Here is a 14,844-nt window from a genome sequence, read left to right on the forward strand (position 1 = left end):
GCTCCTTGCGTGGCTCGAAACCCCACAGCTTACGAACAAGCGGGGCAGAAGCACGGCCGGACCATCCCATTACCAGACCTTCCCATATCGCGCAGAACAGTCCGTACGGTGCTCGCGCCCGCCGAAGCGTTAGGCATGTCGATACGTTGACCGTCCAGAGCATGACCGATATTCCGGCCGAACCAAGCAACGGAACCGAGTGGTATGTTCGAGACTCCGATCATCGCTGAACCGATCAAGGGGATCGCCCCTGACTTCCGTGCCCTGAGCATTCACGTAGATGCCAAGGGGGCTAAGGAAGGAAGCTTCGACTCCAGCGTCCTGACGACTGCCTGTGAGGTCGTCTCAGCGGGCGGACCATCTTGGGCGGACGCCCACCTGGCCAGTTGGTCGGATGCGTACCAGCGCTTCGGTGCGAAGCCCAACCGGACGCCATGCTCTGCCCAGGCCTTGAGAAAGCGCGTCATCAAGGACGGTCGGATCCCAGCAATCAACCCCGTCGTCGATCTCTACAATGCCGTCAGCCTCCGCTACGCCCTGCCCGTCGGCGGGGAGAACTTCGACGCGTACGTTGGGCGCCCCCACCTGACGGTCGCCGATGGGACGGAAATTTTCGACACCGTGATGAATGGGGAAGCGGTCTTGGAGCATCCAGCACCGGGCGAGGTGATCTGGCGGGACGATCTCGGCGTCACGTGTAGGCGATGGAATTGGCGTCAGGGTACCCGCACCCGTCTGGAGACCGCGGCAGGCCGGATGTGGTTCATCCTCGAGGCCCTCGGCACCATGCCGGAGAACGCCCTCGATGAAGCAGGCGACATGCTCGTCCAAGGGTTGTCACAGCTCATGCCAGGCTGCGAAATCCAAAGACAAAGGGTCTCCGTGATCTGAGGCCAAGTCCTTCGATCGTTGGTTCCCCGTGCCCTTTCAGGCATCCCCTCGAACCTGCACGATAGCCTCAGCCAGAAGATGGACACCCCTCTCGATCCGCCGGACGTCCAGGGCGGAATAGCCCATCACGAGACTGACGTGATCGGCGCGGATGCCGTCCGCGCCCGGACTGTAGAGCGGTGAGGTGGAATGCACGCCGACCCCGGCAAGGCTCGCCCTCTCGATGAGCGCGGGCTCCAGGGATTGCGGCAGGTCCATGAACCGCACGACGATGTGCAGCCCGGCATCCGCTCCTTCGACGGCGATCCTGTCCCCGAACTTCAGGCGCAGCACGTTGAGGAGCGTCTGCCGCCGCTCGCCATTAAGGCGTCGCACCCGGCGCACATGCCTTTCATAGGCACCGCTCTCGATGAGCGAGGCCAATGCCTCCTGCTCGGTAGCGGGAGAATGCCGGTCTGTCAGTCGCTTGGCCACTGCGAACACATCCTGCAAGCCGGGCGGGACGACCAGATAGCCGATCCGCAGGGTCGGCGAGAGCGTCTTGGAGATGGTCCCGAGGTAGATGACGTTGCCGCTGTCCTCCAGTCCATGCAGCGGGGGAACTGGATTGATGTCGTAGCGGTACTCGCTGTCGTAATCGTCCTCGATCACGTAGGCGTCGTGCTGCCGCGCCCATTCCAGCAACCGGTGGCGCCGCGAAACCGGCATCACGCCACCGAGCGGGAACTGATGCGACGGCGTGACGTAGGCCAGCCGCGCGTCGATCCCGGCCAGCAGGTCGGTCCTCAGCCCATCATCATCGACGGCAACCGGGACGGGTGTGGCGCCCGTGCCGGCGAAGATCTGCCGGGCCATGGCATAACAGGGGTTCTCGATCACGAAGCGGTCGCCCTGATCGAGGATCAGCCTGGCGCACAGGTCCAGACCCTGCTGCGAGCCGTTGACGATGATGATCTGCTCCGGATCGCAGCGCAGCGTGCGGGACCGCCAGAGAAAGCCCTGCAAGGCCATGCGCAGCCGTCGCGATCCCCGGGGATCGCCATAGGTCAGTCGCTCCGGTCGCTGCGCCATGGCCGCGTTGACCGCGCGTTTCCAAACCGCCGTCGGGAAGTCCGACGGCGCGAGATCGCCATAGCGGAAATCGGCGATCAGCTTGCCTGCCTCCGGCCTGCTCCACGGCGGCGTGGTGCGAATGCGTTCCCCATAGGCAGAGAGGCGGATCGGCCGTGCACTCCTCGATGGCTGGCTACGTACGTCCCTGTCGACCACGGCCGGCGCGACACGCGGCCGCCTGCCCTGGCATACCGTAATGAAACCCTCGGCCAGAAGTTGCTCATGGGCGGCCATGACCGTCGTGCGGGAGACGCCCAGCTCGAGGGCCAGGGCACGGGACGACGGCAAGGGCCCGTCCACCCCGAACACGCCGCCAAGGATCTGATCGCGGAGCGCTTCGTAGATCTGGCGCGCTCCCATCCCGCGGGGATGTTCGCTGCCTTTCTCGAACTGGACCACCTACTTTGTCACCAACTGGACGTTCTGACTGAGCCAGTTTGCCGATATTCCAGGTGAATTCCAAGAGGGATCCGAGCAGTCGATGAGCAACAACGCCAAGCAACCCGAGGCAGAGTTCCAGGATACGCCATACGACCGGGAGGAACTCGGCTTTGCCACCCGCACCATTCACCACGGGTTCGACCCGGCCGCGTTCTCGAACGCCGTCCAGCCGCCGGTCTTCCTGACCTCCACCTACGGCTTCGCCAGCGTGGCGGCGAACGAAGCCGAAGCGGCGCTCGGCGGCAGGCTCTACGCGCGCGAGCACAACCCGACGACCGAGATCCTCGAGCGGAGGCTTGCCAACATCGAGGGCGCAGAGGCCGGCCTGGTGGTCGCGTCCGGCATGGCCGCCTTCGGGGCGCTGACACTGTCCCTGCTGTCGCAAGGCGACGAGCTGATCGTGCACCGGACGCTCTATTCGAACACGGTCGCCATGGTCGAGCAGGCCCTTCCGCGCTTCGGCATCAAGGTTGTCCCCGTCGACCTTGCCGAGCCGGCCAATCTCGACGCGGCCATCACCGGGCGGACGCGCCTCGTCTACTTCGAGACGCCCGTGAATCCACTGAGTGCCGTTCTCGACATCGCCGCGATCACCGAGCGCGCCCACGCGCATGGCGTGAAGGTCGCCGTCGACAGCACATTCGCCTCGCCCGCATTGCAGCGCCCGATCGAGCATGGCGCCGATATCGTGCTGCATTCGCTGACCAAGTACATCAACGGCCATGGCGATGCCTTGGGCGGTGCGCTGCTGGGCGATGCCGAGACCCTGCACAAGCTGCATGAGACGGGCCTGCGCTACATCACCGGCGCTGCGATCTCGCCGCTTGCCTCCTTCCTGATCCTGCGTGGCCTCAAGACCCTGACCCTGCGCATGGAGCGCCACAGCGCATCGGCCCTGGCCGTCGCGCGGATGCTGGAGGAGAATCCGGCGGTGGCCTGGGTGAGCTATCCGTTCCTCGACTCCCACCCCGGCCACGCCATCGCCCGCAAGCAGATGTCCAACGGCTCGGGCATGCTGGCCTTCGGACTCCATGCTGGATACGAGGGTGCACGCCGGATGATGGATCGGCTCGGTCTCATCACCCGCGCCGTCAGCCTCGGCGATGCCGACAGCCTCATCTGCCATCCCGCCAGCCTGACCCGAGCGCGTCAGCCAATTCGCGAGGACGCCCACATGGTGGAGGGTGTCGGCGAGGATCTGATCCGCCTCTCCGTCGGCCTCGAAAACCAAGAGGACATCATTGCCGACCTGCGCCAGGCGATCGAGGCATCATGACAGACGACCGCATGCCGCTTTCCCCGGAGGACATCCAGCGCTTCGGGTCCGACCCGCTGTCCTCCTTCCGCGCCAATCTGGCGACGGTCGAGGAACGCATCGTGCGTGCCTGCGCACGCGCCGGACGGGACCGCTCGTCCGTGCGGCTCCTCCCCGTCACGAAGACCGTCCCGGCCCACATCCTGCGGCTTGCCTTCGAGGCAGGCATCCACTCCTTCGGCGAGAACAAGATCAAGGAGGCCGTCTCGAAGCGCGAGGCGCTGGGCGACCTCGCCATCGGCTGGAGCATCGTCGGGCATCTCCAGACGAACAAGGTCAAGTACCTGACCCGATTCGCCCGCGAGTTCCACGCGCTCGACAGCCTGCGGCTGGCCGATCTCCTCAACGAACGGCTGGAGCGTGAGGACCGCTTCCTCGACGTCTTCGTGCAGGTGAACACCTCCGGGGAGGAGAGCAAGTTCGGCCTGCACCCGGATGCGCTTCCGCCGTTCGTCGACACCCTGAAAAGCTTTCCGCGATTGAAGCCGCGCGGGTTGATGACGCTTGCGCTGTTCAGCTCCGACATGGCGAAGGTGCGCCCATGCTTTGCCCTCTTGCGCCGCCTGCGCGACGAGGCCGTTCGGCACGACGCCGCGCTGACGGAGCTGTCGATGGGCATGTCGGACGACTACGAGGAAGCGATCGAGGAAGGTGCCACCATCGTGCGGGTGGGCCAGGCCATCTTTGGCAAGCGTCCCACCCCCGATGGTCATTATTGGCCGGGTTTAGCGGAAAGTGCACAACCGACGTGAGCCCTAGCCGAACCTCCCCTCGCCTCATCGAGCATTCTGGAGATCCATCATGAGTCTTCCCAACGGTCTATCGGCTTTTCCGATCACGCCCACCGACGCTGCCGGCCGCGTCGACGCCACTGCGCTGCGCAGGCTGGTGGCCCGCCTGGTTGCCGCCGAGGTCGATTCCATCGGCCTGCTCGGCAGCACGGGCATCTACATGTACCTGACCCGCGACGAACGGCGGCGGGCGATCGAGGCGGCCCTGGACGAGGCCGCCGGCCGGACCCCGATCATCGCCGGGATCGGTGCGTTGCGCACCGATGAGGCGGTCGGGCTTGCCCGGGACGCCAGGGACATCGGCGCGGCGGCGGGCCTGCTCTCGGCCGCGTCCTACACGCCGCTCACCGACGACGAGGTCTTCGAGCACTTCTCGGCCGTGGCACGCGAGAGCGGCCTGCCGGTCGTGATCTATGACAACCCGGGCACGACACATTTCAAGTTCACGCCGGAGCTCGTCGCCCGTCTCGCAAAGGTGCCCGGCATCGTTGCGATCAAGAATCCAGGTATCGGCGCCGATGACACGGCCCAGCACCTGGCCAGCCAGCGCGCGATCGTCCCCCGGGATTTCTCGATTGGGTGCAGCGCGGACTGGACGGCGGCGGAGACCATGCTCGCCGGAGCCGATACCTGGTACAGCGTCCTCGCCGGACTGTTGCCGGGCGTGTGCCTGAAGCTCGTCAGGGCGGCCCAACAGGGCGATGCCGCCGAGGCACGCAGGCTTGACGGCATGCTTGAACCGCTGTGGGCACTCTTCAGGCAGTACTCCAGCCTGCGCGTCGTCTACGAGCTGGCCGAGTTGCTCGACATCTGCCGCACCGAGCCTCCACTGCCCATCCTGCCCCTACCCGACACGGCGAAGCGTCAGGTCGCGGACACGCTGGCACGTCTGCCGACCCACGTCACAGGATGATCGGAATACCATTCATGATACGTCACGCAACCGATATGCCGCGGCTCTGTCTCCAGGTAGATGGAGCCGCGCAAGAGACGGATTCCGATTGACCTATATCCTATGGACGCTCCCCGCAGTCGCGGTCATTGCCGCGATCGCGAGTGGGCGGCTCGGCACGCTTGCAGCCTCGCTCCTCGGCCTGTCCGCCGCGCTCCTTGTCGCGCTCACGACGGCCCCGCTTGATTTCCGGGGACCGGATGCCTTGATCTCCCTTGCGCGCGGTGCATGGATCGGCTGGATCGTGGTGCCCTACATCCTCGGCGGCCTGCTGTTCTGGCAAATGGCGATCAGGCCCGGCAACGCCGCCATGCCGGTCGGGTCGACCTTGCCCGATGCGCGCGCCAGACGCCGGCTCCTGTTCACGGCCTGCTTCCTGATCGGTCCCTTCGCGGAATCCGCGACGGGGTTCGGCGTCGGCATCATCGGCACGATGATGCTGGTCCGGCGCTTGGACGTGGCACCGATCCCTCTCCTGGCGTTCAGCCTGCTCAGCCAGACCATGATCCTCTGGGGCGGTATGGGCAGCGGTGCCATCGTCGCGGCCGCGTTCGCGCGCACAGACCCGACCACGCTCGCCGTGCACGCGAGCTTCTTCCTCGTCGCCTTCAACGTGCTCTGGCTGCCGCTTTACTGGCGCATGGCCGACAAGGCGGGCATCACTGGGAGCTGGGGCGAGCGGGTCGGCGAGGCTGCCTGGCTCGGCGCGAGCCTCGCCGCCGTGATTGCCGCAACGGCTTTGCTCGGCCCCGAAACGGCAATGCTGGCAGCCTACGGTCCGATGATCGTGCTGCGCTACCTGGCCGATGAGCGCCCCAACCGCCGCGCGCTTTCCCTTGCCGTGCGCCGGATGGCCCCCTTTGCCTTGCTGATCGGGGGGCTGATCGTGACCCGGCTGGTGCCGCCCCTCGCCCATTTCCTCGAGGCGACGGGCCGAATGCAGCCCTTCCCCGGTGCACCGGCATGGTCCCCCCTTTTCCATGCCGGAACCTGGCTCGTCGTGGGGGCCATCCTGACGGGGCTCGTGCGCAGACATGTATCCGCGTTCCCAGCCGAGATATCGGTGGCCTGGAAGACGGGTCGCCTCGCGGTCCTGACCATCGTCACCTTCTCGATGATGGCGGAGGTCCTGTCCGGTTCAGGCATCGCCAAGGGATTGGCGGCTGGCATGTTCGGCGCCCTGGACCGCTGGGCCATCGTTGCGACCCCGTTGATCTCCGCCGTGTTCGGCTCCCTGGCCAACAGCGGCAACGCCGCCAACGGATTGTTCATGGCCTCCCAGGTCAGCCTTGCGACGGAGGCAGGCCTGAACATCGCAGCCGTGATCGCCTTGCAGCACGCGGCGGCTCTGTCGTTGAACATTGTCTCGCCGGTGCGCATGTCGATCGTGTGCGGTCTCGCCGGGACGCCGGGGCGCGAGCGCGAGGCCTATCGGGTCATACTCCTGTTCGCCCTGGTGGTCGTCGCCGTACTGATCGTCGCCTCCAGCATGATCGCAACCCATGTCCTCTGATGCTGTCGCTGGTAGCGGGTCACGCCATGCGACACCGAGCGGCCCATGTGAGTGACGCAAACCCGACCTCCGAAGTGACGGCGGTCATCGTTCCCGTGACTACCATGAGCGACATGGACAGTGAAACGACGGTGAGGACCGCGCTGGCAAAGATGACAACGAATGCGTTCGCGGTCCGCAGCAGGGCGAACACCTCCGGCCGCTTCCGCGGAGGAGCAATCAGCTCGAAGGACGGCCCGCCAAGGCAAGGCCAATGCCGAGTGCGACCATGGCGGCTCCCGACCCTTCCCGCAGGCGGCGGATCAGGTTGGGACGGGCTGTGGCTCCTGAACGGATGCCACTCGCCGCGAAGGCCACCACGACGTCGGCCAAGGTGTTGAGGGCAACGGAGACGAAGCCGAGGACGGCGAATTGCAGGGCTACGTTGCCAACGGCTGGGTCCACGAACTGGGGTACGAAGGCCAGGAAGAACGCCGCCGTCTTGGGGTTCAGGGCCTCGACCAGCACCCCTTCCCGGAAAGCCCGGCGTGCGCCGACGGGCGGTGCCGCGGGTCCACCCGCCAGCGCCGCCATTGCATCCCGGCGGGCGGCCTGGAAGGTCCGAAAGCCAATCCAGACCAGGTAGGCCGCGCCCAGCAGCTTCAGGGCCGTGAACAGTTCCGCGCTTGCCAGAACGATGGCTGAGACACCCAAGCTGCCCGCGAGGACGTGGACCATGCCGCCCAGTCCGGTGCCGAAGCTGGAGGCAGTACCTTCTGCCCTCCCTCCCGCGAGAGTGCGCGCAGCGACGTAGAAGATGCCTGGTCCCGGCGTGATGGCGAGGATGAAGGCAGCAGCAGTGAACAAGGCGATTTGGGTGATGTCTGGCATGATCTCATTCTGCCCGTCGGGGGCTCGGCACCCGACACGGGCCATGCAAGGGCACGCATTCCCGTCAGCGCCGATAGTGGTCGACATGAAGTACGCTAGACCTCAGGATGAGGAAAGTTAAAGAATCTCCGCCTGCGTTAGGTTTTCTAATTCATGCTCGATTATGCGCACCTCTCCGCCCTCGCGGCTGTCATCCGGACCGGGAGCTTCGAGCGGGCGGCCCAGCAACTCAACGTCACTCCCTCCGCCATCTCGCAGAGGATCAAGCTGCTGGAGGAGCGGCTTGGCGTGGCGCTCGTAGTCCGGGGTCAGCCCTGTACGGCGACCGAGGTCGGTCAGCGCCTGTGCCAGCATGTCGAGCAGGTCGCCTTGCTGGAGAGTTCCTTACGCGAGAGCCTTCCGGGGCGTCAGGCCGAATACCACCCCGTGACCCTGCGCATCGCGATCAATGCCGACAGTCTCGCTACCTGGTTCATCGCGGCCATGGCAAGGACTGAAGGATACCTGTTCGACCTGGTGCTGGATGATCAGGACCACAGCGCGGACTGGCTGCGGCGTGGCGAGGTCGTGGCGGCCGTGACAGCCCATGGTACGCCGATCCAAGGCTGTGACTGCCATCCTCTCGGGGCTCTGCGCTACGTTGCTGCCGCCAGCCCGGCGTTCTGCTCCCGGTGGTTTGCCGACGGGTTCAGCGAGCCTGCCGCGGCACGTGCCCCGTGCCTGACCTTCGATCGGAAGGATCGGCTCCAGGCCGAATGGCTTCGGAAGGCTTCCGGCACCGACCTCCACCCCCCACTCCACTGGCTGCCCTCGTCGCAGGCGTTCGTGGATGCGGCGCTGGCTGGGATCGGCTGGGGCATGATCCCAGAACCGCTCGCGAGTGCCCACCTGCGCGCCGGGAGGCTGGAAGCTTTGCGGGAGGATCAGCCCCTCGATGTCCCGCTGTTCTGGCAGCAAAGCCGGATCGTGGGACCCGTCCTCGGGCACGTGACCCGTGCGGTCGTGCAGGAAGCCAGGACAATGCTGATTCCAGGCTGAGATGCCCGGGAGTCCATCGAACCTTCCAGGAAGGCGCCCATCGGCATGCCAATCATGGCGCTCTAACGCAAGGTCATGCGCTGGAGCGGATCCGTTGCCTTCACCGTCTTCGTCACGACATACGTGAAGTACCGCTCGATGCCCAGGTCGCGCGTCAGGAGCCTGTCTATCAACCGCTGATAGGCGTCGATGTCGTCCACAACAACCTTGATTATATAGTCGATGCCGCCGCCCGTGGCGTCACAGGAGACGATGGCCGGCTCCTCGAGGATTGCGGACTCGAAGCGCTGGAAGTCCGCCTGTTGATGGCTCTTCAGCGTGATCTCGACCAGCACCGTCGTCCCGCGTGCGAACTTCTCGACATTGATGCGAGCGCCGTAGCCGGTGATCACACCGTTCCTTTCAAGGCGGCTGAGGCGTTCCCAGCACGCCGTGGGTGACAGGTTGACCGCCTCGGCCAACCGGAGCTTGGTGATGCGGCCGTCCTTCTGGAGGGTCGCAAGGATCTTCAGGTCGATCTTGTCGAGATTCATGGAATCCGGAATTCCGATACGGATGGCGCTTTGTCCCACGCAAACGTCCGGACGATCCCATGCCCAGGCTGGTCCGCTCCCCGTCTCATCAGGACATCTCCTCGTATCAGGGCGAAGGGTATCCCGCCAACCGTCTCGTCTCCCCTTCCCGATCCCGGTCATTCGACGCGGCTGATGAGGGCACCGACAGAATCTCGGTCGACAACCCCAAGAACCGAGAATCTATCGGGGCCGGAACCGAAGAACCGAAACCTTCTCCTCGCCTGAGCCACTAGCCTGCATCGCATCGGTATTCAGGAGATCACCGCATGGATGCGATGACGCAGGCCACCGCCTTTGCCGTCCCCACGATAGCAGGGGTCCATCCGGCCCTATCCCGCCTTCAGGACCCGCGTCTGCTGCGTGAGATGGCGTATATCGACGGCCGTTGGATCGGAGCCGAGCTTGACAACCGCTTCGAGGTCCGTGATCCGGCTTCCGGCCTGATCGTCGCCCACGTCGCTCACCTTGGTTCGGATGGCGCGGCGCAAGCCGTCGATGCCGCGGCCGGTGCCCTGCCCGCCTGGAAGGCCCTGCTGCCGCAGGAGCGTGCCGCGTACCTGCGGACTTGGTACGAACTCATCTGCGAGGCCCGCGAGGACCTCGCTCTCCTCATGACCCTCGAGCAGGGCAAGCCCTTGGCCGAGTCCCTGGGCGAGATCTCTTACGCAGCCTCCTTCGTGGAATGGTATGCGGAGGAGGCCAAGCGCCTGAACGTCGAGAGCGTCACGAGCCATCTGCCGGGTGCGGAGATGTTCGTCCGTCGAGAGGCGCTCGGGGTTGCCGCCCTGCTGACGCCGTGGAATTTCCCCTCGGCCATGCTGACCCGCAAGGCCGCAGCAGCGCTGGCGGCCGGCTGCACAGTGGTGGCACATCCCTCCTCCTATACGCCCCTTTCCGCGCTTGCACTCGCGGAGTTGGCTGAACGGGCGGGCATCCCGGCAGGCGTCTTCAACATCGTGACGGGTGACGCCGAGCCCATCGCCAACCGCTTCTGCGACGACGAGCGGGTGCGGGTCGTCAGCTTCACGGGCTCGACGGAAATCGGCCGCAAGATCGCCGCCCGCTGCGCCGGAACCATGAAGCGGCTTGTCATGGAGCTGGGCGGTCATGCGCCTCTCCTCGTCTTCGACGACGCGAACCTGGACAAAGCGGTCGAGATCGCCATGGCGGCGAAGTTCGCCACCTCCGGCCAGGACTGCCTCGCGGCCAACCGGATCTATGTCCAGCGCTCGATCTACGAGGATTTCTGCGAGGCCTACGGCAAGCGGATCGCCGCCTTGAAGGTCGGGCCCGGCCTCGAAGCCGACACGGAAATCGGACCGCTCATGCATGCCAACGCAGCCTCGAAGGCTCAAGCCCAGATCGACGACGCCGTAACCCGTGGCGCCCGCCAAGTGACCGGGGCCGCAGCTTCGGTCGGCCCGCTCTACGTCATGCCGACCCTCCTGGCCGATGTGCCGGACGAGGCCCTCATCATGAGCGAGGAGACCTTCGCGCCAGTCGCCGCCGTTACGCCTTTCGACACCGAGGAAGAGGTAGTGTCGCGGGCCAATGCCACCGAGTACGGTCTCGTGGCCTACGTGGTCACTGAGAACGGCGCCCGGGCCCTGCGGCTTGGCCGTGCCCTCGATTACGGCATGGTGGCCGTCAACCGTGTGAAGATCACCGGTGCCCCGATCCCGTTCGGCGGCATGAAGCAATCGGGCGTCGGCCGCGAAGGCTCCCGCCACGGCTTGGAAGCCTTCACCGACCTCAAGTACCTCTGCCTCGACATCAACTGATCCGGAGTTTCCCATGCTCGAAGAGAACCAGACCCTCGATAACGAACTCAACGCCTGGGACCGGGACCATTTCTTCCATCCCTCGACCCACATGGCCCAGCACGCGCGCGGCGAGACGCCCAACCGGATCATCACGGGTGGCGAAGGCGTCTACATCGTCGATCGCGACGGCAAGCGCAGCCTCGACGCCTTCGCGGGCCTCTATTGCGTGAATGTCGGGTACGGCCGGACCAAGATCACCGACGCCATCGCCGCGCAGGCAGCAGCCCTTCCCTATTACCACGCCTATGTTGGGCACGGCTCCGAGCCGTCGATCCGCCTCGCCAAGATGATCATCGACCGCGCCCCGAAGGGCATGAGCCGCGTGTTCTTCGGCCTGTCGGGTTCGGACGCGAACGAGACCAACATCAAGCTCGTCTGGTACATGAACAACGTGCTCGGCCGCCCGGAGAAGAAGAAGATCATCTCCCGCTGGCGCGGCTATCATGGCTCGGGCCTCATGAGCGGCAGCCTCACGGGCCTCGCTGCCTTCCACAACCTGTTCGATCTGCCCCGTCCGCCGATCCTGCACACGGAAATGCCGTACTACTTCCGCCGCCCGGACCGCTCGATGAGCGATGAGCAGTTCTCGCAGTTCTGCGCCGACAGGCTCGAGGAGATGATCCTGGCGGAAGGTCCTGAGACCATCGCGGCCTTCATCGGCGAGCCGGTGCTCGGAACGGGCGGCATCGTGCCCCCGCCGTCAGGCTACTGGGACAAGATCCAGGCCGTGCTTCAGAAGTACGACATCCTGCTCATTGCCGACGAGGTCATCACGGGCTTCGGCCGCCTCGGCACCATGTTCGGGTCCGATCACTACGGCATGAAGCCGGACCTGATCACCATCGCCAAGGGCCTGACCTCGGCCTATGCGCCGCTTTCCGGCGTCATCGTGTCCGAGAAGGTCTGGCGTATCCTGGAACAGGGCTCCGATACCTACGGCGCGATCGGCCATGGCTGGACCTACTCGTCCCATCCTCTGTGCGCGGCGGCGGGCGTCGCCAATCTCGAGGTGGTGGACGAACTCGACCTCGTGAAGAACGCGGGCGAGGTCGGCGCCTACTTCAAGAAGGCCCTGACCGACGCCGTAGGCGGCAACCGCTTCGTCGGCGAGGTTCGCGGCGAAGGCCTGATGGCGGCGATCGAGTTCGTGCGCGACCGGGATGATCGGGTGTTCTTCGACGCTGCCGAGAAGGTCGGTCCGCGCATCACGGCGGCTCTCCTGGAGCAGGGCGTCATCGCGCGTGCCATGCCACAGGGCGACATCCTCGGCTTCGCGCCGCCGCTCTGCCTGACGCGGGAAGAAGCCGACATCATCGTGGCTGCCACGAAAAAGGCCGTGAATTCCGTCACGGTTACTCTCTGATCGGTCATTGCAGGGCGGCTCTCCAGCCGCCCTCTTCGTCCGGGCCAGCCCGTCCCGGTAACAAGGGTCAAAAAGATCCCAACCTTTGGAGGAAACTCACATGCTCATCGGCGTCCCGTCCGAAATCAAGGACAACGAAGCCCGCGTCGGGCTCATTCCCTCCTCCGTCCAGGAACTGGTCCATCACGGCCACCAAGTGATGGTGCAGTCGGGTGCGGACAACGCGACCTTGCCCTTTGTCCTCGCCCTGGCCGATCACGGCTGGCGCGAGGCCTTGAGACGAGACCCCTATCTCCTCAACGGGCTGAACGTCTGCGACGGCAGGATCACCTGCGAGCCGGTCGCCAAAGCCCAAGACCTTTCCTACACGCCGGCCCAGACGCTTCTGGACATAGGGCGCGGGTAGACGGCCGAGCGGTCTGACCAGATGACGTGGACTGATCCCGCTCATGCGAGGTCAGCTCTGGATTTTCGATATTCGATGGCTCCATCTGATCCTTCAGATGCTCCAGTTCCGGGAAAGGCCCCTGCTTTGACGAATTCCGCTCTCCAAACCGAAACCTCACCGATGGGGTCCCTTTCCGAAACCGAGCGCGATCGCATTCTTGCGGCTGTCGATACGGCTTTCGAAAGCCAGGTCGGTTTCCTGTCGGACCTGGTCCGCTGCGCCTCGTTGCGGGAGCAGGAATCGGAGGTCCAGCAACTCGTCGAAGCGACGCTTCTGGACCGTGGATATGACGTCCAGCGTCAGATGATCGATCAAGCCCTGATCGGCCGGCATCCGGCTTTCTCTCCCGCGACCGTCAGCTACGAGAATTCCTGGAACGTGATCGGCGTGCGCAATCCGTCCACCAGCCAGGGACGCTCGCTGATCCTGAACGCCCATGTGGATATCGTGCCGACGGGCGACCCGAAGCGCTGGCGATATGCGCCTTTCGAGCCTGTGCGAGACGGCGAGTGGCTGTACGGACGCGGCTCGGGGGACATGAAGGCCGGCCTCTCCGCCGCGATCTTCGCTCTCGATGCGATCAGGGCCGCGGGGTTTGAGCTGACGGCTCCCGTCCAGATCCATTCGGTCGTCGAGGAAGAGATTACAGGGAATGGCGCCGCCATGGCCCTGGCGAGCGGAATGGTCGCCGACGCGGTGCTGATCCCCGAACCCACCGACGAGAAACTGGTTCGCGCCAATTCAGGCGTGATCAAGTTCGCGATCACGGTTGATGGAAAGCCGGCACACCCGCGTGAAGTCAGCGGAGGTGTCAGTGCACTCGAAGCGGCGATGCGGTTGATCACCTGCCTGCGGGAACTGGAGGAGCGCTGGAACGCGGAGCGGGAGGCAAAGCCGTTCTTCGATGACGTCGACAATCCTGCGGCTCTGACGATCGGCACGATCGACGGTGGCGAATGGATCGCATCCGTTCCGTCGAGCTGCCGCTTCGAGGGGCGCATTGGCTTCTATCCCGGCGATGACCCGCATCAGCGTGTGAAGGAATTCGAGGCCTTCGTCGCAACAGCGGCGGCCGAGGATCCGCTGGTGCAGCGCTGTCCGAATCCTGCCGTCGAATGGGTCGGTGTCGTGCATGCGGGCTATGTTCTTGAACCCGAATCGGAAGCCGAAGCCGTCCTCGCCGAGGCTCACACGGATGCCAATGCACCCGATGCCTCGCCGTTACAGGCGTACGTCATGGCCTGCTACCTGGATGCCGCCGTGTATTCCGTCCACGCGGGAATCCCCTCGCTGGTCTATGGGCCCATCGCCGAGAACATCCACGCTATCGACGAGCGGGTGTCCCTTCCCTCCTTGCGACGCGTGACCAAGGCGATCGCCCTATTCGCGGCGTCGTGGTGCGGCGTTCGCCCGATAGAGCACGCTTCTTAGTCCCAGCCGCGGGCATCGAGACCTGGACGGGCGATCGAAGACCCGCCAGGGGAGTTGAAGCGCAGAATTTCAGAATCGTATCTTGAGCAGGGTCACCGACTTTAAGGTCGGCTCAGGATCAAACTGAGCCGTTGGGCGTGGCCTTATGAAGGTCAGCTTACCCTATGACTGCGGAAATTCGGCTTTCGTCCGGGAAGTGCCAGCTTGTATGGTCCGGCCGTGCGTCGCAAGATGATGTTGGCAGAGTGACAAACGTGAGAGCTGCATCAATGTATTCGGC

The 14,844-nt window shown here is 65.0% G+C and carries 13 protein-coding genes; 10 read left to right on the top strand and 3 right to left on the bottom strand.

Annotation, left to right across the window (positions count from 1 at the left end; genetic code table 11):
- Nucleotides 1–204 precede the first annotated feature (204 nt).
- Complete coding sequence (locus tag JAO75_RS24295) at nucleotides 205–891, top strand: B3/B4 domain-containing protein (protein WP_199051786.1); 687 nt, start codon at nucleotides 205–207, stop codon at nucleotides 889–891.
- A gap of 36 nt (nucleotides 892–927) precedes the next feature.
- Here the strand turns inward: JAO75_RS24295 and pdxR are convergent, their stop codons facing one another.
- On the bottom strand, nucleotides 928–2,364 hold the full coding sequence (gene pdxR / locus JAO75_RS24300) for a MocR-like pyridoxine biosynthesis transcription factor PdxR (RefSeq protein WP_199051797.1): 1,437 nt from the start codon (nucleotides 2,362–2,364) through the stop codon (nucleotides 928–930).
- A gap of 121 nt (nucleotides 2,365–2,485) precedes the next feature.
- On the opposite strand from pdxR, the gene JAO75_RS24305 reads away from it, so the two are divergent.
- The 4 genes from JAO75_RS24305 to JAO75_RS24320 all read left to right on the top strand — a co-directional run bounded on the left by JAO75_RS24305 (nucleotide 2,486) and on the right by JAO75_RS24320 (nucleotide 7,016).
- Entirely contained in the window at nucleotides 2,486–3,721 is a 1,236-nt protein-coding gene (locus tag JAO75_RS24305; protein ID WP_199051787.1) for a trans-sulfuration enzyme family protein, read from the top strand.
- Complete coding sequence (locus JAO75_RS24310) at nucleotides 3,718–4,512, top strand: YggS family pyridoxal phosphate-dependent enzyme (protein ID WP_246742705.1); 795 nt, start codon at nucleotides 3,718–3,720, stop codon at nucleotides 4,510–4,512. The genes JAO75_RS24305 and JAO75_RS24310 overlap by 4 nt, the downstream gene beginning before the upstream one ends.
- 49 nt (nucleotides 4,513–4,561) lie before the next feature.
- The gene (locus JAO75_RS24315) at nucleotides 4,562–5,464 is read left to right on the top strand and encodes a dihydrodipicolinate synthase family protein (RefSeq protein WP_199051788.1); all 903 of its coding nucleotides are present in this window, start codon (nucleotides 4,562–4,564) and stop codon (nucleotides 5,462–5,464) included.
- An 88-nt stretch (nucleotides 5,465–5,552) separates the two neighbouring features.
- Nucleotides 5,553–7,016, top strand: coding sequence for an L-lactate permease (locus JAO75_RS24320; RefSeq protein WP_199051789.1), 1,464 nt, complete (start codon nucleotides 5,553–5,555; stop codon nucleotides 7,014–7,016).
- Between the two features lie 219 nt (nucleotides 7,017–7,235).
- Here JAO75_RS24320 and JAO75_RS24325 read toward each other — a convergent pair whose 3' ends face one another.
- On the bottom strand, nucleotides 7,236–7,886 hold the full coding sequence (locus JAO75_RS24325; protein WP_199051790.1) for a LysE family translocator: 651 nt from the start codon (nucleotides 7,884–7,886) through the stop codon (nucleotides 7,236–7,238).
- 153 nt (nucleotides 7,887–8,039) lie between these two features.
- Between JAO75_RS24325 and JAO75_RS24330 the strand changes: the two genes are divergently transcribed.
- Nucleotides 8,040–8,924, top strand: a complete 885-nt coding sequence (locus tag JAO75_RS24330) for a LysR family transcriptional regulator ArgP (protein ID WP_199051791.1) — start codon at nucleotides 8,040–8,042, stop codon at nucleotides 8,922–8,924.
- 62 nt (nucleotides 8,925–8,986) lie between these two features.
- Here JAO75_RS24330 and JAO75_RS24335 read toward each other — a convergent pair whose 3' ends face one another.
- A complete protein-coding gene (locus tag JAO75_RS24335; RefSeq protein ID WP_199051792.1) occupies nucleotides 8,987–9,457 on the bottom strand; it encodes an Lrp/AsnC family transcriptional regulator in 471 nt (156 codons plus the stop codon).
- Between the two features lie 308 nt (nucleotides 9,458–9,765).
- Here JAO75_RS24335 and JAO75_RS24340 point away from each other — a divergent pair, with 308 nt between their 5' ends.
- From JAO75_RS24340 to JAO75_RS24355, 4 genes are all read left to right on the top strand, one after another.
- The gene (locus tag JAO75_RS24340) at nucleotides 9,766–11,280 is read left to right on the top strand and encodes an NAD-dependent succinate-semialdehyde dehydrogenase (RefSeq protein WP_199051793.1); all 1,515 of its coding nucleotides are present in this window, start codon (nucleotides 9,766–9,768) and stop codon (nucleotides 11,278–11,280) included.
- Between the two features lie 13 nt (nucleotides 11,281–11,293).
- Nucleotides 11,294–12,685: an aspartate aminotransferase family protein gene (locus JAO75_RS24345; protein ID WP_199051794.1), complete on the top strand. Its 1,392-nt coding sequence runs from the start codon at nucleotides 11,294–11,296 to the stop codon at nucleotides 12,683–12,685.
- A gap of 100 nt (nucleotides 12,686–12,785) precedes the next feature.
- The gene (locus JAO75_RS25420; protein ID WP_199051795.1) at nucleotides 12,786–13,091 is read left to right on the top strand and encodes a hypothetical protein; all 306 of its coding nucleotides are present in this window, start codon (nucleotides 12,786–12,788) and stop codon (nucleotides 13,089–13,091) included.
- Nucleotides 13,092–13,253: 162 nt separating this feature from the next.
- Nucleotides 13,254–14,564 (top strand): ArgE/DapE family deacylase, encoded by a 1,311-nt coding sequence (locus JAO75_RS24355; RefSeq protein WP_199051796.1) that lies wholly within the window; start codon nucleotides 13,254–13,256, stop codon nucleotides 14,562–14,564.
- Nucleotides 14,565–14,844: the final 280 nt, after the last annotated feature.

This window comes from Microvirga splendida, from assembly GCF_016427565.1.
GTDB lineage: Bacteria > Pseudomonadota > Alphaproteobacteria > Rhizobiales > Beijerinckiaceae > Microvirga > Microvirga splendida.